This is a genomic window from Paenibacillus sp. FSL H8-0261 (assembly GCF_045040645.1).
In the GTDB taxonomy this organism is placed as follows: Bacteria; Bacillota; Bacilli; order Paenibacillales; family Paenibacillaceae; genus Paenibacillus_AQ.
In genome coordinates, this window is record NZ_CP150297.1 from 2,860,223 (window position 1) to 2,883,428 (window position 23,206).

Sequence of the window (23,206 nt, forward strand, 5' to 3'; positions counted from 1 at the left end):
AAAGCGCTACCTAAAGGGATCAGAGCCTTTATACTATTATAGGAAAAGGGGACATGAATTTGAAAAAGAGATTCGCTTTACTAGCCGTACCATTGTTGTTGTCATCGATGTTAGCTGGTTGTGGTGGAGGTAATAACAATAATAGTGCTGCCGCTACGGATTCCGCTACAAACACGCCTTCAGAAACGAAACCCGCAGCTACAACTTCAGCAGAACCCGTAACTCTGCGTATAGCTTGGTGGGGTGGAGATACACGGCATTCTTATACACAACAAGTGATTGATATGTATGAAGCCAAATACCCGAATGTAACGATTGAACCTGAATATGCTTCATTCGATGATTATTGGAAGAAGCTTGCCCCTCAAGCAGCAGCGAATCGACTTCCTGATATCGTTCAAATGGATATTTCTTATATTAATCAATATGGGTCTAACGGACAGCTCGAAGATTTGAAGCCTTATTTGAACTCTCAGATACAAGTCGGCGATGTGAATGAGAACGTCCTTAGTACTGGGGTAATCAATGAGAAGCAATTCGGAATTCCATTAGGCGTTAACGTACTTGGTTTTCAATATGACCCAGAATTGCTAAAGAAGGCAGGGGTGGATTCCATTCCTGAGAACTGGACTTGGGATCAATACAAAGAAATTGCTGCGAAAGCTAAATCAGCTGGACTGTATATCGACGGTTCTATGGCAGCTGACGTATTCTTCAACTATTATCTGCGTACAAAAGGGCTGGCACTTTATAACAATGATGGTTCAGCGCTTGGATATGAGGATGATGCCTTGTTCACTGACTTTTTCGGAATGTTGTCTGGTTTAATTAAAGATGGAGCGGTTCCATCCCAAGACAAACTGAGCCAAAACAAAGGCGTTATCGAAGAGTCTGATATTGTTAAAGGAACAGGCATCGGCGTATGGCAATGGTCGAACCAATATGTTGCTTTGCAAATCGCTGTAAATCGCCCTATGGCACTGGCACAAATGCCTGGTCCGGATATGGAAAAAGGACTCTACATGCAGCCAAGTATGTATTGGTCGGTTACTTCTAACTCAAAAGTGAAGGAAGAAGCAGCGAAGTTCGTTGATTTCTGGATTAATGATCCCGAAGCCAACAATTTAATCAAAGGCGAACGTGGTGTGCCAATTTCAAGCAAAATCAAAGAATCTGTAGCTTCACAATTAACGGATTCCGGTAAGCAAGTATTTAAATTCGTAGCTGACATGGAGCCTACTACTTCTCCAATGAGTCCGCCAGTTGGATCGCCAGAGGTAGTAGCACTCCTTACAGACCTTGCTGAACAAATGAACTTCGGCAAGATTGACCCAGCCGCCGCCGCCGCACAGTTCCGAAAAGAAGCGAACGCTATTCTCTCCAGCCGGTAATAGAAGGTAACAGATAACTATACTGCGTCTAACATGGGAAACGGCATGCCATTTGGTTAGGCGGCAGTCCGTTTCCCTTATTATTCACATAAAAAGGAGTTGGAGACCCTTGGCATCCACGAATCCCCTTCCTTCGAATCCGCTGGCTTTTAAGAAAAAGAAGCTAACAGACCGGAGTTTACGAAGCAACCTTACAGGATATGCCTTTATCAGTCCATTCGTCATTGGCTTCCTTTGCTTCACACTGATCCCGATGATCATTTCTCTTTATCTTTCATTTACCAAATACAATTTGTTCGCTCCACCTAAATGGATCGGATTTGATAATTACATCAAAATGTTCTCGAATGACCCGAAATATTTACATTCATTAAAGGTGACGCTGCTTTACGTATTTATTGGTGTGCCTTTACGTCTCACCTTTGCATTATTTGTGGCTATGATTCTAAATACTAAATCGCGCATGATCGGAGCCTATCGTACAACTTATTATTTACCTTCTATTATAGGTGGCAGTGTGGCGGTATCCATCATGTGGCGTAATATTTTTAGTGATACTGGAATTATTAATGGCATGCTCGGTTTTTTCGGCCTTGGTCCAGTAAGTTGGTTTGGTAATCCGAGCGCTGCGCTTATTATGTTGATCACTTTATCCGTGTGGCAATTTGGTTCATCCATGTTGATCTTTCTGGCAGGTCTAAAGAATATTCCTGGTGAAATGTACGAGGCAGCTAGTGTAGATGGAGCAGGCTTTTTCAGAAAGTTCTTTAAGATTACAATGCCCCTCCTAAGCTCAGTTATTCTGTTCAATCTAGTCATGCAGACGATCAGTGCATTTATGACCTTTGTTCCAGCTTATATTATCTCTAAAGGTGAAGGCGGACCAATGGACGGTACGATGTTGTATTCTCTATATCTATTCCGTCAGGCCTTTATGTTTAATAACATGGGTTACGCTTCAGCTATGGCGTGGGTGATGTTGTTGCTAGTCGGCATCATGACCGGAATTTTGTTCAAGACATCCAAATCGTGGGTCTTCTACGAATCGGAAGGAGGAAAATAATCCATGGCGAAAATGAAACTGAAATGGCCGCTGTATCACATTCTTATCGGTGGCCTCGCTATCATTATGCTGTATCCGATTTTGTGGATGATCATGAGCTCTTTTAAAGAGAGCCGGCTTGTATTCGTTACCGCTCAGCAGCTTCTTCCCGATCCATGGGTATGGGGGAATTATGCTAAAGGCTGGGAAGGGATTGCCGGATATTCCTTTGGTGTCTTCATAAAGAATTCATTAATTATTGTCGTTGTAGCCACTCTAGGAGCGGTGGTTTCTTCTTCACTGGTAGCCTTCGGATTTGCACGTAATAAGTTTGTAGGGCATGGCTTATGGTTCGGTATCATGATGATGACGCTTATGCTTCCTTCAGATGTAGTGCTAGTCCCGCAATATATCATCTATGCGAAATTGGAATGGCTCGATAGTATCAAGCCGATCGTGGTTCCACAGTTCTTCGGTGTTCCGTTCTTTATTTTCCTAATGCTGCAGTTTATTCGGACAATACCTGTTGAACTTGACGAAGCGGCTACGATTGATGGGTGCGGGAAATTTGGTCTGTACTTCAGAATCATTCTCCCACTCATCCGTCCATCTATGGCTACTGCAGCGATCTTTTCCTTCTATTGGCGCTGGGAAGACCTGCTTGGGCCAGTGTTGTACCTGAACTCTCCATCTAAATATACAGTTTCTATGGGGCTGAAAATGTTCCTCGACAGTGAGTCCGTGTCCAACTGGGGACCCATGTTCGCCATGTCCGTTCTTAGCTTGGCACCCGTCATGATTATTTTCTTTATCTTTCAAAAGCAGATTGTGGAAGGAATCAGCACCAGTGGTTTGAAAGGATAAAATATCTAATGAAGAAAGGTGCGGCTGAATTTGGATAGCTATCATTTTGACTTTGGGATTAAAGATACAGCGCCCGGCTACACCAAAATTCGGCCGGACTCACGATACTCTCCGGATGCGCGATTTGGTTTTACTTCAGACTCGACAGTATTCGGGCGTTCCAGGGGAGGAGCAGATCCATTAAGAAGTGATTTCTGCATTCCGCAGAAGGCAGTCTTCCTGTTAGATATTCCTGATGGGATTTACCGGATTTCTTTGTTACTTGGTGACTCCTTAGCAGATACGAGTACAATAATTCGAGCAGGTGATGGTAAGTACGTATTAGATACATTGAACGTCCCGGCAGGTCAGTATATACGAGAATCATTTGCGATGCGAATCATGGGTGGTCAGCTAAAGCTCTCCTTCTCAGGTATTGCGCCTCGAATAAATGCTCTCGACATTGAGCCTGACAACGAAGCGCTCGTCTTATATTTGGCTGGTGATTCTACGGTGACCGATCAAGGAGAAGCTGGTTATCCCTATGCTGGCTGGGGCCAGTTGCTGCCTCGCTGCTTCAAAGCAGGTCTTGTAGTGGATAATCGAGCCATTTCAGGACGTAGCTCCAAGAGCTTTATTGAGGAAGGGCATTTGGACAATATTTCTACTGTGCTTCGGCCCAGAGATTATATATTCATACAGTTTGGTCATAACGATTCAAAAGGGGATGAACATAGACACACCGAACCTTTCACTACATATAAAGAATATTTGCTGTGGATGATTACAGTTGCTAGGAAAGCAGGAGCCTACCCGGTACTGGTGACCGCTGTACATAGGCGGAGATTTGATCCTGCTGAAGCTATAGTAGACAGTCATGGAGAGTATTTAACGGCAATGAAAGAGTTGGCTGAGACTGAGCAGATCCCCCTAATCGATTTGGCGGAGAAGAGTCGTAAGCTTTTTGAAGAATATGGTGTGGAAGGAACGAAGGATCTGTTCATGTGGTCCTATCCGGGAGAATATATCTTGCATCCAGTTGGCGTACAAGACAATACACATTTTCAGATTTTAGGAGCACGTCTGCTTGCTGATCTTATTGTAGAGGGCATCCGTGAAGCCGGTTTAAATGATCTCATTATCCATCTTCGGCAGGGTGAATAAAAATAATCCTTTGGGGTATTAAAGATCTATCGATTCAACTTCTGTATGCGAGGTTAAGGTTAAGGAAAGAACTTAACTGGAAGGCTTGCATGACAAGAAGGAGGATACTTAAACATGGCAGATAAGAAGCTGGAAGGTAAGGTAGCGATTGTAACAGGAGGTGGTTCCGGCATTGGACGAGCAACTGTGCTTGAGTTCGCTCGTAACGGGGCCAAAGTTGTGTTGCTGGATAGAACTGTTGAGAATGCAGAAAAGGTTAGAAAACAAGTGGAGAAAGAAGGCGGAGAAGCTCTCGTAATTGAATGCGATGTTGCTGAACCCCCGCAAGTGGAAGCTGCCATAAACAAGGCGGCCGCGAAATGGGGTCGTCTTGATGTTGTTTTTGCAAACGCAGGGATTAATGGAGCCATGACGCCCATTGAAACGATGGATATTGAGTCTTGGGACCAGACGATTCACATCAACCTTCGTGGAACCTTCGCGACTGTTAAATATGCGATACCGCATCTAAAAGAAAGCGGTGGCAGTATCCTGATTAACAGCTCCATTAACGGAAATCGTGTATTTTCTAACATCGGTTTTTCTGCTTACAGTACGACAAAGGCAGGTCAGGTTGCTTTTATGAAAATGGCAGCATTAGAACTGGCTCAATTTCAAATTCGCGTAAATGCAATCTGTCCTGGGGCTATTAAGACCAATATAGATGACAACACTTTTCCATCCGAGGATCTCAAAGAGGTAAAGATCCCTGTCGAATTTCCGGAAGGGGATCAACCGCTAGAGGAAGGTCCTGGGCGTCCTGATCAAGTTGCAAAGCTGGCACTTTTTCTGGCCTCCGAGGATTCCGATCATATTACAGGAACTGAGATTTATTGTGACGGTGCAGAATCGTTGCTCCATGGTTAAATAATCTTTCACCAAAACGGATTCTATCCTCTTCGTTATGCGGATTATATAAGCTGTCTGCGCATATACATGGAGGATAGGAGTGCCGTTTTTTTGCTGTAAAATAAAGCTAATCATAATCTCCGTTTTCCGTTATAATGGAGTATCTGTGGAGAAAGGAGAATGAACTATGGATTTTCATATTGAATCATTAATTAAGCTGCTAGTGGCCATGCTGTTCGGGCTGTTCATCGGGATTGACCGACAGATCAAGCAGAAACCGCTGGGGATTCGGACCAGTATGGTCATTAGTATTGCCTCTTGTCTTGTAACTGTAGTGTCTATTCATGCCTTTGATAAGTTTGCAGGTCCTGAGCATCCAAATATGGATCCGATGCGCCTCGCTGCTCAAATTGTCAGTGGGATAGGGTTCTTGGGGGCTGGTGTTATCCTGCGTAGAGGCGGTGATGCGATATCAGGTTTGACCTCGGCAGCACTCATCTGGACAGCTTCGGGGATTGGTATAGCTGTGGGAGCAGGATTCTATATTGAAGCAGCATATGCGGTTATTCTTCTAATGTTTGCGGTGAATTTAGTTCCTCATTTAATTCGTTCGATTGGTCCTGAAGTGCTTAACAAGCATGAAGTTTCGGTGAGAATCATCATGGAAGCTAATTTTGTCCTTACTGAAGTGATCCAAAAAATTGAGAGACCTCAGGTTAGTACCCAACGAAGTACTAGAAGTCCATCCCGGGCGATCCGCAGAATGAAAATTAAGGATTTGGAAGATGGAAGACAAATGATCGATATGGTGATCTCAGCGCCGGATAAAGATTACGCTACAGAGATTTATTATGATGTGAAGAAAATTGATCATGTCATGAGCGTTGAAGTGGAACAGCTCTAAAAAAGGGCATGTCACGTCATGACCAGATGTGGTAATCTATCAAGTAGAGACAATTATCAGACACTGGAAGGGAGAACACATTATTATGTCTATCACAGCCTATGAAGGACAATATGAAGGAGAAGCAGCCATCTGGTTGAAAGCTGGCCGTTATGAGGCAGCTATCTTACCAGGCATCGGTGGCAACTTGATCTGTTTCCGTGATACCGAAAACGGTTACCGTTTCTTGCATGAACCGGGAGCTGAGGAAATGGAAGCCTTCAAAGCAAGTCCAGGCATCCATGGTATTCCTGTATTATTTCCTCCGAATCGTTATGAAGATGGCAAATTTCCTTGGAATGGTCAAACTTATCAACTCCCGGTAAATGAAGTCGCAACAGGCAACCATTTACATGGATTTTTACATACGGCAGCTTGGGAAGTGGAAGAGTTCGGTAGCGGTAAGACCGAAAGCTTCGTAACCGTATTCATCAAAGTGGATGAGAACCATCCTTCTTATCAATACTTGCCGTTTAAATACACAATGAAACTACGTTATACCCTTGGTGAAGGTGGCTTATCTCAACAGGTACAAGTCCATAATGATGGTGATGAAGAGATGCCTTGCTTGTTGGCATTCCATACCGCGATTAATGCACCATTCGCACCAGGTAGCACACCACAAGACTACCTTGTAAAAGCGACCATCGGTAATCGCTGGGAATTGAACGACCGTATGCTGCCGACTGGTAAATTTCAAGAGCTGGAGCCAGGTGAAGCTCAGCTTCGTGATGAAGGTGTGAATCCTTATTTCGCTTCGATGGACAACCATTACACAGCTGTAGCTCAGAATGGACGTAACCGGATGGAGCTTACCGACAGCAAAGCTGGAGTCACTTTAGTTTATGACGTTGGGACTTCATACAAGCAGTGGATGATCTGGAATAATGGTGCTTCTGAGCAGTTCTTCTGCCCAGAGCCGCAAATCAACTTGGTTAATGCACCAATGGTAGATCTGCCAGCGGATGAGATCGGCTTATTCAGTCTCAAACCAGGCGAGTATTGGGATGAAAGCAGTCGTCTGTACGTGAAATAGTGTCCCTGTGAATATTAATATGTGATCAAAAAAGGGGCTGTCTTGTTCGTACATTTCTACGAATAGACAGCCCTTAAACGTTTAATTTGAAGCAGAGCTTTATTTTTTACTAACTATTTCTTCACTAATCTGTTCAATAATCTCTTGGATACTCTTTGAACCAAGATCACCCTCACCACGTTTTCTTACAGAAACACTGCCAGAGTTTTTCTCATTCTCACCGAGAACGAGCATATAGGGTGATTTTTCAAGTTGGGCTTCACGAATTTTGTAACCTAGTTTCTCATTTCGGATATCAACCTCGACACGAATGCCAGCTTGTTCTAAGGATTGTTTCACCTGAAATGCATAAGCAACGTAGTTCTCAGAGACGGGCAATAACTTCGCTTGAACGGGTGCTAGCCATAGCGGGAATGCTCCGGCATAATGCTCCGTAATAATCCCCATAAAACGATCAATCGACCCATAAACAGCGCGATGGATTACGACCGGGCGGTGCTTAAGGTTATCTTCCCCGATGTAAGTAAGATCGAATTTCTCTGGCATTTGCCAATCTAGTTGGATGGTTCCACATTGCCAGCTTCGTTTTAACGCATCTAAGATATGGAAATCAATCTTTGGTCCGTAGAATGCGCCATCACCTTCATTCACACGATAATCGATTCCGAGATTGTCTAATACACTTTGTAAAGATTGTTCAGCTAGATCCCATAGTTCTTCTGATCCCATATAATCTGCCGGGCGAGTAGATAATTCAATCTTGTACTCAAAGCCAAACACTTGATAAATATGGTCAATCAGTGAGATTACCCGGCTTATTTCATCCTCAATCTGCTCTGGTAATACGAAGAGATGGGCATCATCCTGACAGAACGTACGAACACGCATCATCCCGTTAAGTGCCCCAGAGAACTCATGGCGATGTACTTGACCAAATTCGGCAATTCGGATAGGCAACTCTCGGTAAGAATGTAGATTATTTTTGTAGATCATCATATGACCCGGGCAGTTCATCGGTTTGAGTGCGAATTTTGTTTCGTCTACATTGGTGAAATACATATTGTCTTTGTAGTGATCCCAGTGTCCGGATTGCTCCCAAAGCCGATTGTTCATCATCAGTGGTGTACGAACTTCATCGTAATCTCTCTGTCTTTGTAATTCACGTGCGAAATTTTCAAGCTCTGTACGGATAGTCATCCCCTTGGGAAGATAGAAGGGCATACCTGGAGCTTCTTCAGAGAACATAAACAATTCCAGTTCCTTGCCGAGCTTACGGTGATCACGTTTTTTAGCTTCTTCAAGAAAGAGTAAGTGCTCTTCAAGTTGAGCTTTCTTAGGAAAAGCAGTTCCGTAAATACGTTGCAGCATTTTATTATTCGAATCTCCACGCCAGTAGGCACCTGCTACATTCAACAGCTTAAAAGCCTTGACCAAGCCAGTTGAGGGAAGATGTGGGCCTCGACAGAGATCCGAGAATTCACCTTGATCATAAATAGACAATACTGTGTCTTCCGGTAGATCACGGATAAGCTCCAGCTTTAAGGGCTCATTCATCGCTTCAAAAAGCTTGATTGCTTCAGCGCGGGGAACGACACGGCGGACAATCGGGTGATTCTCTTGAATAATTCTCGCCATCTCTTGTTCGATTGCTACAAGATCATCCGTGGATAGAGGTGTCTCAATATCAATGTCGTAATAGAAGCCATCTTCGATTACTGGACCTATGCCGAGCTGGACACCCTTGTCTCCATATATACGTTTTATGGCCTGCGCCATGATATGTGCTGTACTGTGTCTATAAATTTCCAGGCCTTCTTTGCTATCCAACGTAACAATTTCGAGCTGGCAATCATGTTCGATCGTTTGGTTTAGATCAACGGATCTTCCATCGATTATTCCAGCTACAGCATTTTTTTTCAGACTGGTACTTATGGCACCTGCTGCTTCTTTAATCGTCGTTCCTTGCAGTACCTCTCTAATTGTTCCGTTTTGCAGTGTTACCTTGATCTCCATGATTGTTAGCCTCCATTTCTCAAAAATTGTTAGTGGTGAACGCAAAAAAACGCATCTCTCCCAGAAAGGGACGAGTGCGTTCAACTCGTGGTTCCACCCTAATTCGACCTATCACAAGTATAGGACCTCATTGGTATCCTTTAACGTGGATAAGTCGGTGCCACATACTACCGCAAAATTTAGATCTGCGGATTCAGCGTCACGGCTACAAAGGGGTAACTTCACAATCGTGTACTGGAGAAGCTTTCAGCCTAGACCTCTCTCTCTGGACAGTTCGTATAGGAAATCTTGTCTTTGATCATTGCCATATGATGTTGCTCGTTCATAGTACTCAATTGCACCCCATAAAGTCAAGAGGCAAGAAACCAGAAATTCAGTTCTCTTTTATTGCAGTCATCATTTGTGTACAGGCGAAGGAGATGAAGTACTCATTGGCGAATGTATGATATCAACTTATTTTAAGGAGGTTTGATATGCAGATTCTCGCCATGCTGACGATGCTAATCGACCATATTGGCTATATCTTTTTTCCAGAGGATATTGCTTGGAGATATGTAGGAAGAATAGCCTTTCCAATCTACTGTTACGGGCTTGTGCAGGGGCATATCCATACATCATCCAGACCGAAATACTTGTTCCGACTGCTCATTATCGCTATTATTGCTCAGATCCCATACAATTTAGCGATTAATCCTGGTGGATGGAACGTGGTGTTTACGCTTTTGTTATCCGCAACCGTATTGGTTATTTTAGATAAACTGCCTACTCCATGGCTTGGAATACCAGTCGTCATTGCAGCTATCGCGTTAATGGATTATTTCCCGATAGATTATAATGCGTACGGCCTGCTGCTAGTATTGATATTCCGTTATACGAAGTCATATTGGCTTGTTGTAGCACATTTGGCACTTAATCTGTTCTACATGTTTTATAATTATTGGGTTGTGCAAATGCTTAGTATTTTACCAACGCTGTTGATTGCTTTGGCGCCTGCACTTTGGGGATATTTAGAGCGTCACCGGGTACCACGCTGGGTGTGGTGGTCTTTTTATCCTGCGCATTTACTGATTTTAGCGTTATTTAAAGGCGTAATATACAATGAATGGGTTTCTATCGAATGGCGAACTTTGTTGAATCTATAGTATTTTTACAATAAGTAATACTTTGATTTACAAATGTTGCCTTTGCTGAGATAATGGATTGATTTCAAAAAATCTTAAAAAAGGAGACTTGCTATGAGGAGAATGAAAGCTAGGGCAAAATGGTTTATTCCTTTTGTTGCACTGCTGCTTGTTCTGGCCGGTTGTCAATCGGTTGGAGGTTTCGATGTTAATAAGGCATTGATCGGGGATGTCGATGTTAAATCATCAGAATCCAGCATGACGTTTTCTATGAACGCTGAACCTTCAGAAGGAATTAGCGCAGAAGATAAGGAAATGGTCGATCTCATAAATTCTTTTTCCCTGAGTATTAGCAATGCAAAGTTACAAGAGAATGGTAATGTATCTGCCAATGGAACGATCGGCTATAAACAATTGAATATTCCATTCTCATTGTTTATGGACAAAAAAACTTTAGTCTTTACGGTTGAAGGAGCAAAACAACCGTTTTACTTCCCGGTTCAAGGCTATGATGAGGTCTTTGCTGAAGTTGGATTGGATCTGACTAAAGCTGAAGATCTTAGTAAGCTGCTAACGAAGTTTGTGGTGAAGAATCTTCCTAATCCAAGCGTAATTAGCGTAACACCCGTTAGTGAGGCTGTGTATGGCCAGCAGGTGAATATGACGAAGTTACATACCGAAGTGACGGGTGATGAGCTTCCGGCATTGTTAAAAGGATTCCTGAAATCGATCTCTAAAGATACAGAAGGCTTTACAGAATTGGTTGGTGGTCTATATGACTATCTGTATCCTGTGATCAAAGCTATGGACGAAAAAGCCTCCGGTGATTATGAAATTCCAGGTATTGGAGTAATTCCTCTGGGTGATAAAGAAGCTGTTGTAACTGTACTGCATGATGCAGCAAAATTGGCTGTGGATGCGTTACTGCTGGTTTATGACAATCAACTAGACAGTCTTTACAAAGCTACCCCTGAGCTTAAGACGGTTCTGAGTAAGGATACGAAGCTTGCTGTCGACATTTTTGTAGACAGTGGACTACATGTTCGTAAACAGAATGTTGATCTGAAAGTGGCGCTTCCAGGTACTGAAGATATGCCATTAAAGAGCTTCTCTCTTAAGGCTTCCAGTCAGATTTGGAACATTGGTGGAGCTGTAACGGCAGATCCAATCAGTACTGAAGGAGCACTTGATGTTTCTTCCGGTGACCTGACTCCTGGAGAGACTTTGAACAATTTTGATCCAAATTCTAACGTTTATCGTATATTGAAAGACGATCTTGGTATCACCAAGAGAACGATTGTCATCGAACCAGACGACGAATATTATTATCCGATCGTTGACAATAATACGACGTACATTCCTCTTCGGTATTTTGCAGAAGATTTAGATGCTATTGTGGAATGGGATACAGTCAATCGTGCTATTATCGTAACTGATGGTGTGTACGGTGATAAACTGGTATTCAAAATCGGTTCTTCCGAAGCAGTGATTAACGGTGAAAAAGTGAAGCTTGCAGAGCCTGTATTTGTTGACGAATATGGTGATGCCTATGTATCGCTGCGTCTGCTTGCTGAAGCACTTCATGCTACTGTGTATGTAGATGAAGATGGTTGGATTACTATTACACGTAAATAGTTAGTTCGATCCTCATTGGCTAAATAACACAAACAAACCCAGCTTCTAACTTCGCAGTATTGCGGGTGGAGCTGGGTTTTTTATATGAAATAAGGCATCTTTTTATTGCTTCGTTAAAACCACCTCTAGGTCGACATTACTTAACGCTTTTTCTTCAGCCATACTTTGGACATAGCCTCCTAAGAAACCGTCCTGCTGTTCCTCCCAAAGCTTGTAGCCAAGCAACGCTTTAATATCCTTAGCAAAAGTACCCGCAGTTCCTGCGAAGTATCGTACATTCAGATTGGACATTACCTTCGCCATGGATTCTTTTTCAGACTCCGTTAAAGGACTTTCCTTAAGACTATCCATAGCTTTGTCATAGGAGTTAGTAGCAAAGGCTTCTTCGGCATAAGCCTTGAAGTTTAAGAGATTGTGATCTGTAATCTGGTTAGCTTCAGCCCAACCTTCTACGTTCAAAGACGTTGCTTTATAATTTACGGTTCGCGAGACGGGATCGAAGGTCATGGCTCCATATTGATGCGGATTGACGGCCATCGCACTCGTAGCGATATCATAGATTGGCATTTGTTCAGAGGATGCTGTATCTTGATTCGCGTCTGCTGGATCTACTTGAATGTCCTGCATATGAATATGTCCTGAGAGAACTAGATTAAGTCCATTCTTCCGTAAGGATTTTATAGCTTCCTGGCTGTTATTAAGCTTGAAGCCTGAAACAGACATAGAAGTGTGACTTAATAAATTATGATGCATCACCGTGATCACTGAAGCGTGCTCTTTGGCTGCAAGCTTAACGGATTCATCGATCCATGAAAGCGTAGAGGAAGCAATACGTCCATCGGTCTGAGGGAAACCGTATTTTTTATTATTAAGGTATTGGCTACTGTCTATCATCAGAATCCATAAGTTGGGGGCAGCCTTGACGATATAGCTTAGTGATTCCTTATCACGTGATGCAGCTTCTTTGTAGCCGAAATCCGCATACATTTTGACGAAATCCTTATCTGTAATTGAATCCGTAAGGAGCTGTTTATCGCCACTGAAGGATCTAGCCCAAGGATTAAATAAGTCGTGATTGCCTGGAATGACATAAACAGAGGTTCCTTGTTGTTCGATTCGTTTTAAATTTTCGGTTAATTTTTGATGGCTGCTGCGTTCTCCATTATTAGTTAAATCGCCACTGAGGATGATAAACGCAGGTTTTTTCTGTTCAGCGTCATAGACCAAAGCTTCACCCATTTCATCACTGTAGGGCAGCATTTTTCCATCGCCTCCAGTGACATAAGTTTGAAAAGCCTGTCCACCATCCTGAAGATCCTTATCCAAAAAGTGAGTGTCTGTGGCGACCCAGAAAGAGACAGGTTTTAGTTCAGCTTGACCAAGTTCCACAACGTTTAAATTAGACGATTTTGTGTCTTTACAGCCAGTTAGTACCAAGCTAAGGAAAAAGAGCACTACACAAGAGAATATGACCATTTTTTTATGTAGAATAAGAACTTTATCTGTTGAAAAATTCATTTATATAACCTTCCTTCTGCACTTTTGCTGCACTATTGTAGCTTATTTTTAGCCGAAATGTATATCGGAAAAGTGAAGGGGAGATGTTACTAATCGAGGCTAATTGTATATCCGACAAAATAAGTTGTGAATAGATGTTGTGTTTTCAGAAAAAAGGTGATAAGATGTACAAAAGTAAGTTACTTAAATAAATGGAGGTAGTTATTTTATGTCTAACAATTTTCTTGAAGCAGTTAAAGGAAGACGTTCCATCTATGCCATCAGTAAAGAATCCACTGTAGCCGATGCTCAAATTATTGAAATCGTTGAGCAAGCGGTTTTGCATAGCCCAACCTCATTCAACTCCCAAAGCTCTAGAGCGGTTGTTCTTTTAGGTGAACAGCATGATAAATTATGGGATATCACGACAGAAACTTTGCGCAAAATCGTTCCAGCAGAACAATTTGAAGGAACAGCTCAAAAATTAGCATCTTTCAAAGCAGGTTACGGTTCCGTATTATTCTTTGAAGATCAAGCGGTAGTGAAGAACCTTCAAGAAAACTTCGCATTGTATGCCGAGAACTTCCCAGTTTGGTCTAACCAATCTTCAGGCATTCTGCAATTCGTAGTATGGACTGCACTTTCTGAAGCAGGTTTAGGTGCATCCCTGCAGCACTATAACCCACTGATTGATGACGAAGTGAAAGAAGCTTGGGGCATCCCGCAAGACTGGAAACTGATTGCTCAATTGCCATTTGGTAAGACTGTAACTCCAGCAGGTGAGAAACAATTCCAACCGGTTGAAGATCGCGTTAAAGTCTTTAAATAAGCTTAAAAAGAGCGTTTAAAACCTCCTTGACCAGGCTAATTAATTATATAGTCTGGTCAAGGAGGTTTTTGTATGCCGTGGAATAAAGCCGATTATCCTGATTCACTGAAAAACTTCACAGCACCTGTTCGTAATAAGGCAATTGATATTGCTAATGCACTGCTAGAAGAAGGATATGAAGAGGGAAGGGCGATCTCTATTGCTACCGCACAAGCGAAAGAGTGGGGAGAGAATCGTGATAAGCAGGTCCGTAAAAAAGGACATTAATTAAAAGTTCGGAAATAGAGGTACAAAAAAAGCAGGACAGCGTCTATTAACGCTTGTCCTGCTTTTTACTGTCGTATTATTTAGCAGATTCAGTTCCTGCTTCTGCGCTTGCAGATGGCTCAGGAGAAGCTGTTGCTTCTTTTTTGGCATCCGTAAGTGAATTTGTGATTTTTGCTTTTGCAGTTGTATCTGATAACCAAGTAGTGGAAAGAGTGGAAACCTTTTGAGACACAAGCGTCTTTTTGATTTCATCTTTCTTTTCTTCCAAGGTGTAGTTTTTAGCGTCTTTGTGGTCGGTAACTTTAATGATGTGATAACCGTAATCGGATTTCACAGCACCGCTTGTTTCTCCAACTTTAAGCTTAAAGGCTACATCGGAGAACTCAGCAACCATGTCTCCACGTTTGAAGAAGTCTAGATCTCCGCCATTAGCTTTGGAACCAGTGTCTGAAGATTTTTCTTTAGCAAGTTCAGCGAAATCTGCTCCATCTTTCAATTGCTTCAGAATTGCATCCGCTTCTTCTTTAGTCTCAACGAGAATGTGGGAAGCGCGAACTTGTTCTTCTTCATTGAAAGTAGCTTTATTTGCTTCATAGTAGTCTTTGATTTCTTGATCCGTTATAGTCACTTGCGGCTCAAGAATCTTACGCAGTTTTACTTGCAGCGGCATTTGCTTCTTCAAGTCATCAACGGTCATTGAGCTTTGTTGCAATGCAGCATTAAATGCAGCTTCTCCGCCGAATTGTGCTTTAAGGTCTTCTAATTCAGCATTGATGTCTTCATCAGTAACGGTTACGTTGGCTTTTTTAGCTTCTTGATCAACGAGTTCAGTAGTAATCATAGCTTGCAGTGTGCTTTCTCCGCCTGCTTCGATCAATTTATCATAAAGTTGTTCTTTAGTAATGTTAGTTCCGTTAACGCTAGCAACAGCTGTGCTGCTGTCGTCCTTTTGGAATGGAGGCTTAATCAATACAATGATGAGTGCCGCAGCCAGAACCACAGAGGCAATCATCCAGCCCTTGTTACCTTTAGGAGAAACTGGTGGAGCAGGTGGCGTCGTATTATTGTTGCTGCCGACTTTGTTCATTACTGGAACACTTTCCTCTTTTGTTGTATTCACAGGTTCTTCAGCAGCTACGACCTCCACTTCATTTACTTCATTGGTATTCTCGGTAGTGTTCAATTCTTCTTCCGGAGTACCGTTGTTTTCTAAGTTCTCATTTCCATTCAGGTCTTTTTTGTCCATTATTAGTAATGACTCCCTTCAATATAGGTGTTGCTTGTCTATTTACAACTTTAACAGAAATCCAGATCCTAAACCTTAAGAAAGTATAAAAAAAGATAGGATCTTTTTAAGTTTCTATTAATAAAAAGCAAAAAGCCGGAAATGGCATCGGTAACATGCCCTTCCGGCTTATGGGAATAAGATGTTTACTTCAGTCCTTTCAATAGATGACGAATACTTTCTTGTTTCCGTCTTGGGACCCGTACGTTTTTAGCGAATAGGCCCTTTTCTCCGAAATAAATGCAGTCGTCTTCAATAGAACTGATCTTGTTTAGATTGACATAACAGCCACCGTACACATGATAGTAAGTAGAATTGGATAACAATCGTTTTAATTGCTCGGCAGTCATTCTCTTTTTTATGTTGTAGTTTCTGCCGTGAAAAATGACCAAATCATGGTCCCCGACCTTAAAGAACAGAATGTCTGTTTCCACCTCGAAGTCCTCGTATACATTTCTGGCTTCCAGCAGGATGCTACTCATTCATGTTCCCCCTTTATACTTAATAAAAGACTAATGTTAGCGCTTTCATTATAGCACAATCCCTAATCATTGAAAAGCCTTATTTTTGAACTATTTGTCACACTTTTTACTTTATAGTTTGTCTTTAACGTTTAAAAATTGTAAATTATATAATAGCAATACTTTGGAGGAGGATGTAGAGATGGAAAAGCAGACTAAGTTATTGCTGTTTACGGGTTCCTATGCAAGTGCCACGGAAAGCGGTGTGCAGGTATTTGAATTCGATGGCGAAGCAGGAGGTACGTTAAAATTAATCGACTCGGTTCAGGGTCTAACTAACCCCACCTTTGTTAATGTAGATGCTTCAGCCCTGCGTTTATATGCCATAGGAGAAAAGCCAAATGGTGAAGGTGGAAAAGAGGGAGAAGTCGTTACCTTTGCTATCGATGCTAAGCGTGGGAAATTGAGCGAATTGAACCGTATAGCCTCAATGCCTGCTTCAGGTAATGGTCAAACGACCACATGCCATATTTCAAGAGATCTAAGCGATGAATACATTGTTGTATGTAGTTATCATGGTGGCAGTGTAGGCTTGATCACATTAGATGAAGAAAAAGTTGCTAATCAACTGGCGGATGTCGCGATTCATTCCGGTCATGGTCACCATCCTGAACGTCAGGATCGCCCACATCCCCATTCGGCTATTTTCAGTCCGGACGGACAGTATCTGTTTGTTTCTGATCTTGGGCTTGATATTATTCGGTCCTATAAAATCAATAGAGACTTGAACAAACTAGAAGTTCACGGAGATACTGCGCTTCATCCAGGGGCGGGACCTCGTCATTTTACTTTTCATCCAGATGGAAAGTCTGCTTATGTTATAAACGAGGTGGATTCCACGATAACATCGTTTACATATGACAGTGCTACAGGGACTCTTCACACGGTAGATACAGTTTCAACTTTGCCTGAGGATTTTAAGGAAGAGAATACTTGCGCTGAAATTGCCACTTCAGTAGATGGAAGATATCTTTACGCTTCTAATCGTGGAGCGGATAACATCGCAGTGTTTGCAGTGGATAACGCTACTGCCAAGCTTACACTAATTGAATATGTATCTACTCGTGGAGGGCATCCACGACACTTCTCATTAACTCCGGATGGGGCTTATCTTATTGTTGCAAATCGTGATGCTAATAACCTGGTTGTGTTCTCTATTGAAGAGACCAGTGGTCGTCTCGTCTTTACTGGAAATACTGCCGAGGTATCCAAGCCGGTGTGTGTGAAGCCTGTGATTTTCCCAGTATAAAAGAAACTCGTTTTGAAGAGTGAATAAGACAATTTAAGAAAATAATAAAGGGAACACCGGAGATGTAGTCCGGTGTTCCCTTTATTATTGAAAATAGGATGAAGAAGTTTAATGAATGTGTGAACTATTTGAGTGAGACGGGCTTAAGAGGTACAATAGTGGATACTGCAGATTTGAAGAGCACATTCTGTCTGCCATCACCTTGACCCTGTAAAGTGATTGTGAATGCATCATACGAGGTTACGACGCCTTGCATTTTTACACCATTTGTTGTAAAAATCGTCACGGGCACCTTTGTGGAAATAAACTGATTCAACAAACGTTCCTGCAATTTTAGACTCTCCACTTTGGCAGCACTCCATCTTTTTGTATATTTATTTCTCTATAATTATAGCACGGGTTATAGCTTCTCAGGAAATGTGATCGACAGGCACAAAATTAGACACGGAGGTATTTATGCTTTATTATCAGAACTGGTCTAGAGGTTTTCGTTATTTTATAGGGTTTGCTGCTTGTTTCGTCGTTATTGCGATCCTAGTTCATATGAACAAGGTATCATCATTTGATAATTATATGATTCATTTTGTTCAATCCGCTGAATCACCTGGACTGACCACATTCGCCAAAGGACTATCTCTGATTGGTTCCTCCAAGGTAGCGATTGGTATATCTATCGTCACGATGGCACTGCTGTATTTTCTGCTGAAACATCGGCTTGAGCTAATTCTGTTCCTATGGGTTGGACTAGGCTCACAGCTATTGAATACACTTATGAAGTTATGGTTTCAAAGAGAGCGTCCAAATTTCAATCGTATTGTCCAAGAGCTCGGTTATAGTTTCCCAAGTGGACATTCCATGGCAGCCTTCTCCCTCTATGGGGTAATTGCCTATTTACTGTGGCGTCATTTGCCGCGAAGAAGTGAAAGAATCCTGTTAATAATATTTGCGGTATTCATGACTGTGGGCATTGGCTGGAGTCGTATTTACCTGGGAGTTCATTATCCTAGCGACGTAATTGGTGGTTATGCTGCAAGTGGCGCGTGGCTGATGTTATCCATCAGTCTATTTGAAGCCTATAAAAAACGGATATCCTCATAAGAAATGAAGATACCCGTTTTTGTGGGGATATTTTAAAATATAAGAATATATATGTTTCACGCTATACATTATCATTATATTTCTCGCATAAACGCTTACCGTCCTAAATAGGACACCGAAGGCGTTTTTGCTTGAGGGTTCATCACATGATGTTCCGAAGATTTATGATCTTGGAAATGACCCATTTTACTTATTTTTTTCTTCAGCATAGAAGGAAGTCCAGCCTTTAGCTTTTGAGCTTCGTCTTTTGTTAGACGTCCCTCGCTGATGGCTTGATCCAGCCGCTTACTTGCGGATTCGCTGAGCTTTTGAATATATTGATCTTCTGTCCAGCCTTTCTTCTCAAGGGCAAGCTCGGGGAGGGTTTTGCCTGTTTTAAGGCTATTGATTAGCTCTGTACGATCCATCTCAAGCAGCTTGGCTGTTTCGAAAATAATGAAATGTCCGCCGGCTCTGAATTTCCCGTCTTTCCCTGGTGGGGGTCTATGACCTTTTTCCGAAGGCCCAGAATCAGGTGCAGTGGAGGTTACATTCTCAGCTGACACGCTCCGAGTAGGAGCAAGTGCTGGAGACAGACTGAGGAAAAGAACAGCTGTGATGGTCACTAATTTTTTGATGTTGTTATTCATTCACTCACCTCGTATGTTATATGTGATAGGTACTTACTTGAATTAGTATTCCCTGAAAGCTGAAAGAATCATAAGTGAGAGCTTAAATGATCATAAAATTCATCAACATTAGGCTTGGGTAATTAGAGGAATGAGGGATTCGTAGATGTCCATATTGCAGAGTGGGCCAATTTTTAGGGGGGATATTTTTGGCTTTTGGAGCTCGCATATTTAAAACAGGAATGGCAGTCACGCTTGCCTTGTATTTAGCCGAACTGCTACATTTTCCATCTTCTGTGGGCGCTGCGATTGCAGCAATTTTCGCGATGCAGCCATCTATTTATCGCTCTTGGCGTTATTTTCTTGATCAGCTGACAACGACTACAATGGGTGCGGTACTCGCTCTTCTGGGAGGAATGCTGTTATCCAATAGTCCAATTGCGGTTGGGTTGGTCTGCATTCTTGTCATTATGATCAGTATGAAAATTAACCGAGCGGATACTATTAGCCTGACACTCGTCACCGTTATAACAGTGATGGAGGCTTCTGGTGAATGGCAGTTTGCGCTGAATCGTTTCTTATTAACATTGACAGGGATTGTTTCTGCATTTCTAATCAATATTATAGTAGTTCCTCCGAAACCACGGAAACAGTACATCAAGCAAATCGAGAACGTCTTTGCCAGTCTTTCCTTGCTGCTAAGAACGGCTGTATCTCATGAGATGAAGGAAAGTGTGTTTCGTGATGAAAAACTTGCACTGGAGTCATCTATTAAATCTTTAGCGGATAAGTACGCTTTGTTTGAGGAAGAGCAGAAACAGCTAAAGAGGGCGAAGTACAGTCAGACTAGACAAATGGTTGTCTATAAGAACCTGTTATCTTCTTTGCAAAAAGGCTTCGATGTTCTTGAGGCTGTGGATCGGCATTATTTTCAAGCGGATCGAAGTGAAGAGACAGATGCATTGTTTGACAGTCATTTGGAGCAGTTAATCAAATATCATCAACTGATCTTGCTGAAATTTGAAGATAAACTAAAACCAAACACTAATGAATCGGAACCCTTGGGAGACGAGAATGATGGATTTTTGAATTCAACGATCCTGGGGTATAATGCGGAGAAAATAGGTCAACTACGATTGTATGTTGTAGCCGCAGCTATTTACGATTACGGATATCAATTAGAACGGCTTGATAAAGTGGCAGATCAGATGAACCGTATAGCGACTGAGGAAAAAGAAACGGATCGCGAAGCTTAAAACATAACCTTGTGATGTGCAACATATAAGCTTAAGGATTCATCTATTAAGAGTATCCTCACTTGAAATATCAACCTTCCAAAGGGGATGAAATGTAGTGGAGAATCATGAAACTGAATGGAAAGAGGAACAGCAGCGGGTTGACGGAGTGACTAAGCTTTTGTCTGCCCATATCCGGCGATTATCTGAGGAGCTCGGACTCCATCGCAGTGATGTAGTGGATATGCGGAAAGACTTCTGGGAAGAGGTAACGGTAAACTTCAGTAGTCCAGATGATTTAGGGGAAACTTCAACAAGTCTGCGCCAACAATCCCAAATCTTGAATGAACGTGAACGCCATCATTTACAGTCGAGCAAGGCTCTAAAAAAATATAAAAAGCTACTCGTCTCTCCTTATTTTGGGCGTATTGACTTTACAGAAGCACCAAATGGAGAAACGGAAAAGATTTATCTGGGGATTGGATCCTTGATGGAGGATGATGGCAACTTCTTGATCTATGACTGGCGGGCGCCTATATCGAGCTTATATTATGACGGAGCTCCTGGCCCAACAGCTTATGAGACACCTGGTGGACTTGTTTCCGGTACAATGAATCTTAAACGTCAGTTTGTGATTTCTGATGGTGTTATTGAAGTTATGTTTGATACTGGGGTAACGATCGGCGACGAGCTTTTGCAGCAAGTGCTTAGCCATAGTGCCGATGATCGAATGAAGAGTATTGTAGCTACCATCCAGAAAGAGCAAAATGCGATTATCCGCAACGACAAAAGCCGAATGCTGGTCGTTCAGGGTGCCGCAGGAAGCGGGAAAACCTCTGCAGCATTGCAGCGAGTAGCTTATCTTTTGTATAAATACCGTGAAGTTCTGCAAGCAGACCAGATGTTGTTGTTCTCGCCGAACCCGCTGTTTAATAGCTATGTTTCAACTGTGCTCCCAGAGCTAGGTGAAGAAAATATGCAACAAACCACTTTTCAGATGTATCTTGAGCATCGTTTAGGACATGAATTCCAGCTGGAAGATGTCTTTAGTCAGACGGAAAACCTATTGAATGCCCCTGATGGCCCTGAAGTGGGTATACGCAGAGAAGGCATCGCTTATAAATCATCCGTACCTTTTCTCGATGTGATTCGTCGGTATGCTACGATGCTGGAACATGAGGGCATGCTGTTCAAGCCTTTAATGTTTCAAGGTAGAGCGGTAGTCAGTAAAGAAGAAATGGAACGTCATTTCTATGCCTATGATCCCGCCATTAAGCTTGCGAACCGTGTAGACTTAATGACACGCTGGCTACTGAAGAAGATCGCTGATTTTAGCCATGAGGAAAGAAATGCTTCATGGGTTGAAGATCAAATTGAGCTATTGGACTCCAGTGATTACCATCGTGCATATCAGATGTTGCGACGTAAGAAGAAAGCCACGCAGGATAGTTTTGATGATTTTGATACTGAAAAAGAAGTGTTATCCCGGTATGTAGTCAGCCAACGCTTAAAACCACTGCGCGGATGGACTAAACGAGGTCGTTTTGTGGATGTTAAGGGGTTGTACAGTACGCTGTTTACGGATCGGGAGCTTATGGAACGCCTAAATGGTGTTAATTCTCTGCCGGAAATCTGGGATGAGATCTGTGAACAAACACTAAAATCTATCGCAGTGAACGAGCTTGCCTACGAAGATGCTACACCATTCCTTTATTTGAAGGAGTTAAGCCAAGGCTTCCGTACCAATACGCTGATTCGTCATGTGATTGTGGATGAAGTACAAGACTACTCACCTTTCCAATTAGAGTTCATGCGCCGTTTATTTCCAAGGGCAAAAATGACCGTATTGGGTGATTTGAATCAGGCGATCTATGCACAAGGTGAGGTGCTCGGTGATTTGTCTAGTTTGGTAAGTATTTATGGGGAAGAGAATACAGAAGTGATCTCGTTAACCCGAAGCTATCGCTCCACTTTTGAAATTGTAGAATTTACGCGTTCAATGATTCCTGGAGGGGAAAGAATTGTGCCGTTTAATCGACGAGGAGAAGAACCTCAGCTAAGTGTGGTGTCTAGCGAGGATGAGCTTCTGAATGCAGTTGAAATGGATATCCGGAATTTGCAATCCAAGGGGTATCATTATGTGGCTGTCATCTGTAAAACAGCAGAAGAAAGCGCAAGAGTTCATGATGAACTACATAGTAGGCTACCAGTAAGGCTCGTTACGAAAGAAACGCCGAATTTCCAGAAGGGAACATTGGTGTTACCTGCTTACTTAGCTAAAGGTGTGGAGTTTGATGCTGTCATCATTTACGATGGTTCAGCTGAACGATACGGCAGAGAAAGTGAGCGTAAACTGTTTTATACAGCTTGCACTCGAGCGATGCACTTACTGCATATTTTTAGCCTAGGAGAACCAAACCGGTTTCTTCCATCTGTAAAAGCGAAGACCATGATTACAAAATCGCTGTAAAGCCTCATCTTCTGATCATAAGATCGTCCTTTCGCATTGGCGGGGGGACGGTCTTTTTATATGTATGAATA

Annotated in this window: 21 protein-coding genes; 15 read left to right on the plus strand and 6 right to left on the minus strand. The window is 42.4% G+C overall.

The genetic code is table 11. The features are described 5' to 3' along the window. Window positions 1-53: 53 nt before the first annotated feature. The 7 genes from MHI27_RS12570 (at window position 54) to MHI27_RS12600 (ending at window position 7,307) form a co-directional block, all read left to right on the plus strand. Window positions 54-1,391 (plus strand): extracellular solute-binding protein, encoded by a 1,338-nt coding sequence (locus tag MHI27_RS12570; protein WP_149644202.1) that lies wholly within the window; start codon window positions 54-56, stop codon window positions 1,389-1,391. A 142-nt stretch (window positions 1,392-1,533) separates the two neighbouring features. Beyond that, entirely contained in the window at window positions 1,534-2,454 is a 921-nt protein-coding gene (locus MHI27_RS12575; RefSeq protein WP_340974822.1) for a sugar ABC transporter permease, read from the plus strand. Between the two features lie 3 nt (window positions 2,455-2,457). Further along, a complete protein-coding gene (locus MHI27_RS12580; RefSeq protein ID WP_042126927.1) occupies window positions 2,458-3,297 on the plus strand; it encodes a carbohydrate ABC transporter permease in 840 nt (279 codons plus the stop codon). A 30-nt stretch (window positions 3,298-3,327) separates the two neighbouring features. Continuing rightward, complete coding sequence (locus tag MHI27_RS12585; protein WP_405176408.1) at window positions 3,328-4,440, plus strand: rhamnogalacturonan acetylesterase; 1,113 nt, start codon at window positions 3,328-3,330, stop codon at window positions 4,438-4,440. 114 nt (window positions 4,441-4,554) lie between these two features. Further along, window positions 4,555-5,346 carry an SDR family NAD(P)-dependent oxidoreductase gene (locus MHI27_RS12590; protein ID WP_042187431.1) on the plus strand — a complete coding sequence of 264 codons (792 nt, stop codon included), beginning with the start codon at window positions 4,555-4,557 and terminating at the stop codon, window positions 5,344-5,346. Between the two features lie 169 nt (window positions 5,347-5,515). Next, entirely contained in the window at window positions 5,516-6,232 is a 717-nt protein-coding gene (locus MHI27_RS12595) for an MgtC/SapB family protein (RefSeq protein WP_042126933.1), read from the plus strand. A gap of 85 nt (window positions 6,233-6,317) precedes the next feature. Further along, window positions 6,318-7,307 (plus strand): aldose 1-epimerase, encoded by a 990-nt coding sequence (locus tag MHI27_RS12600; protein ID WP_149644204.1) that lies wholly within the window; start codon window positions 6,318-6,320, stop codon window positions 7,305-7,307. Window positions 7,308-7,406: 99 nt separating this feature from the next. Here MHI27_RS12600 and thrS read toward each other — a convergent pair whose 3' ends face one another. Next, complete coding sequence (thrS, locus tag MHI27_RS12605; protein WP_341127927.1) at window positions 7,407-9,320, minus strand: threonine--tRNA ligase; 1,914 nt, start codon at window positions 9,318-9,320, stop codon at window positions 7,407-7,409. A gap of 473 nt (window positions 9,321-9,793) precedes the next feature. Between thrS and MHI27_RS12610 the strand changes: the two genes are divergently transcribed. Together MHI27_RS12610 and MHI27_RS12615 are read left to right on the plus strand one after the other, a co-directional pair. Then, on the plus strand, window positions 9,794-10,462 hold the full coding sequence (locus MHI27_RS12610) for a TraX family protein (RefSeq protein ID WP_076282892.1): 669 nt from the start codon (window positions 9,794-9,796) through the stop codon (window positions 10,460-10,462). Window positions 10,463-10,555: 93 nt separating this feature from the next. Then, entirely contained in the window at window positions 10,556-12,076 is a 1,521-nt protein-coding gene (locus MHI27_RS12615; RefSeq protein WP_081382863.1) for a copper amine oxidase N-terminal domain-containing protein, read from the plus strand. A gap of 102 nt (window positions 12,077-12,178) precedes the next feature. Here the strand turns inward: MHI27_RS12615 and MHI27_RS12620 are convergent, their stop codons facing one another. After that, window positions 12,179-13,594 (minus strand): metallophosphoesterase, encoded by a 1,416-nt coding sequence (locus tag MHI27_RS12620; protein ID WP_405176409.1) that lies wholly within the window; start codon window positions 13,592-13,594, stop codon window positions 12,179-12,181. A gap of 208 nt (window positions 13,595-13,802) precedes the next feature. Here MHI27_RS12620 and MHI27_RS12625 point away from each other — a divergent pair, with 208 nt between their 5' ends. Then, window positions 13,803-14,402 carry a nitroreductase family protein gene (locus MHI27_RS12625; protein ID WP_042187439.1) on the plus strand — a complete coding sequence of 200 codons (600 nt, stop codon included), beginning with the start codon at window positions 13,803-13,805 and terminating at the stop codon, window positions 14,400-14,402. Window positions 14,403-14,474: 72 nt separating this feature from the next. Then, window positions 14,475-14,669: a DUF2188 domain-containing protein gene (locus MHI27_RS12630; protein WP_405176410.1), complete on the plus strand. Its 195-nt coding sequence runs from the start codon at window positions 14,475-14,477 to the stop codon at window positions 14,667-14,669. A gap of 76 nt (window positions 14,670-14,745) precedes the next feature. Here MHI27_RS12630 and MHI27_RS12635 read toward each other — a convergent pair whose 3' ends face one another. Both MHI27_RS12635 and MHI27_RS12640 read right to left on the minus strand, forming a co-directional pair. Next, a complete protein-coding gene (locus MHI27_RS12635; RefSeq protein WP_076282889.1) occupies window positions 14,746-15,915 on the minus strand; it encodes a peptidylprolyl isomerase in 1,170 nt (389 codons plus the stop codon). Between the two features lie 185 nt (window positions 15,916-16,100). Next, the gene (locus MHI27_RS12640; protein WP_042126947.1) at window positions 16,101-16,436 is read right to left on the minus strand and encodes a hypothetical protein; all 336 of its coding nucleotides are present in this window, start codon (window positions 16,434-16,436) and stop codon (window positions 16,101-16,103) included. A 181-nt stretch (window positions 16,437-16,617) separates the two neighbouring features. Here MHI27_RS12640 and MHI27_RS12645 point away from each other — a divergent pair, with 181 nt between their 5' ends. Next, complete coding sequence (locus tag MHI27_RS12645; RefSeq protein WP_405176411.1) at window positions 16,618-17,724, plus strand: lactonase family protein; 1,107 nt, start codon at window positions 16,618-16,620, stop codon at window positions 17,722-17,724. A 124-nt stretch (window positions 17,725-17,848) separates the two neighbouring features. Here the strand turns inward: MHI27_RS12645 and hfq are convergent, their stop codons facing one another. Continuing rightward, entirely contained in the window at window positions 17,849-18,070 is a 222-nt protein-coding gene (gene hfq, locus MHI27_RS12650; RefSeq protein WP_042126951.1) for an RNA chaperone Hfq, read from the minus strand. 110 nt (window positions 18,071-18,180) lie between these two features. Between hfq and MHI27_RS12655 the strand changes: the two genes are divergently transcribed. Continuing rightward, window positions 18,181-18,822 carry a phosphatase PAP2 family protein gene (locus tag MHI27_RS12655; RefSeq protein ID WP_339270693.1) on the plus strand — a complete coding sequence of 214 codons (642 nt, stop codon included), beginning with the start codon at window positions 18,181-18,183 and terminating at the stop codon, window positions 18,820-18,822. A 95-nt stretch (window positions 18,823-18,917) separates the two neighbouring features. Here MHI27_RS12655 and MHI27_RS12660 read toward each other — a convergent pair whose 3' ends face one another. Further along, window positions 18,918-19,451 (minus strand): hypothetical protein, encoded by a 534-nt coding sequence (locus MHI27_RS12660; protein ID WP_076282886.1) that lies wholly within the window; start codon window positions 19,449-19,451, stop codon window positions 18,918-18,920. A 188-nt stretch (window positions 19,452-19,639) separates the two neighbouring features. Here MHI27_RS12660 and MHI27_RS12665 point away from each other — a divergent pair, with 188 nt between their 5' ends. Together MHI27_RS12665 and helD are read left to right on the plus strand one after the other, a co-directional pair. Beyond that, the gene (locus MHI27_RS12665) at window positions 19,640-20,686 is read left to right on the plus strand and encodes an aromatic acid exporter family protein (protein ID WP_042187452.1); all 1,047 of its coding nucleotides are present in this window, start codon (window positions 19,640-19,642) and stop codon (window positions 20,684-20,686) included. A gap of 97 nt (window positions 20,687-20,783) precedes the next feature. Beyond that, window positions 20,784-23,135: an RNA polymerase recycling motor HelD gene (gene helD, locus MHI27_RS12670; RefSeq protein ID WP_405176412.1), complete on the plus strand. Its 2,352-nt coding sequence runs from the start codon at window positions 20,784-20,786 to the stop codon at window positions 23,133-23,135. Window positions 23,136-23,206 lie beyond the last annotated feature (71 nt).

What these genes read in the sequence shown, in the direction of transcription:
- MHI27_RS12630 (WP_405176410.1), top strand. Translation starts at nt 14,475, where the DNA reads ATGCCGTGGAATAAAGCCGATTATCCTGATTCACTGAAAAACTTCACA.
- MHI27_RS12590 (WP_042187431.1), top strand. Translation starts at nt 4,555, where the DNA reads ATGGCAGATAAGAAGCTGGAAGGTAAGGTAGCGATTGTAACAGGAGGT.
- MHI27_RS12640 (WP_042126947.1), bottom strand. Translation starts at nt 16,436, where the DNA reads ATGAGTAGCATCCTGCTGGAAGCCAGAAATGTATACGAGGACTTCGAG.
- MHI27_RS12620 (WP_405176409.1), bottom strand. Translation starts at nt 13,594, where the DNA reads ATGAATTTTTCAACAGATAAAGTTCTTATTCTACATAAAAAAATGGTC.
- MHI27_RS12580 (WP_042126927.1), top strand. Translation starts at nt 2,458, where the DNA reads ATGGCGAAAATGAAACTGAAATGGCCGCTGTATCACATTCTTATCGGT.
- thrS (WP_341127927.1), bottom strand. Translation starts at nt 9,320, where the DNA reads ATGGAGATCAAGGTAACACTGCAAAACGGAACAATTAGAGAGGTACTG.
- MHI27_RS12570 (WP_149644202.1), top strand. Translation starts at nt 54, where the DNA reads ATGAATTTGAAAAAGAGATTCGCTTTACTAGCCGTACCATTGTTGTTG.
- MHI27_RS12660 (WP_076282886.1), bottom strand. Translation starts at nt 19,451, where the DNA reads ATGAATAACAACATCAAAAAATTAGTGACCATCACAGCTGTTCTTTTC.
- MHI27_RS12595 (WP_042126933.1), top strand. Translation starts at nt 5,516, where the DNA reads ATGGATTTTCATATTGAATCATTAATTAAGCTGCTAGTGGCCATGCTG.
- MHI27_RS12625 (WP_042187439.1), top strand. Translation starts at nt 13,803, where the DNA reads ATGTCTAACAATTTTCTTGAAGCAGTTAAAGGAAGACGTTCCATCTAT.
- MHI27_RS12635 (WP_076282889.1), bottom strand. Translation starts at nt 15,915, where the DNA reads ATGGACAAAAAAGACCTGAATGGAAATGAGAACTTAGAAAACAACGGT.
- MHI27_RS12655 (WP_339270693.1), top strand. Translation starts at nt 18,181, where the DNA reads ATGCTTTATTATCAGAACTGGTCTAGAGGTTTTCGTTATTTTATAGGG.
- MHI27_RS12600 (WP_149644204.1), top strand. Translation starts at nt 6,318, where the DNA reads ATGTCTATCACAGCCTATGAAGGACAATATGAAGGAGAAGCAGCCATC.
- MHI27_RS12645 (WP_405176411.1), top strand. Translation starts at nt 16,618, where the DNA reads ATGGAAAAGCAGACTAAGTTATTGCTGTTTACGGGTTCCTATGCAAGT.
- MHI27_RS12610 (WP_076282892.1), top strand. Translation starts at nt 9,794, where the DNA reads ATGCAGATTCTCGCCATGCTGACGATGCTAATCGACCATATTGGCTAT.
- MHI27_RS12615 (WP_081382863.1), top strand. Translation starts at nt 10,556, where the DNA reads ATGAGGAGAATGAAAGCTAGGGCAAAATGGTTTATTCCTTTTGTTGCA.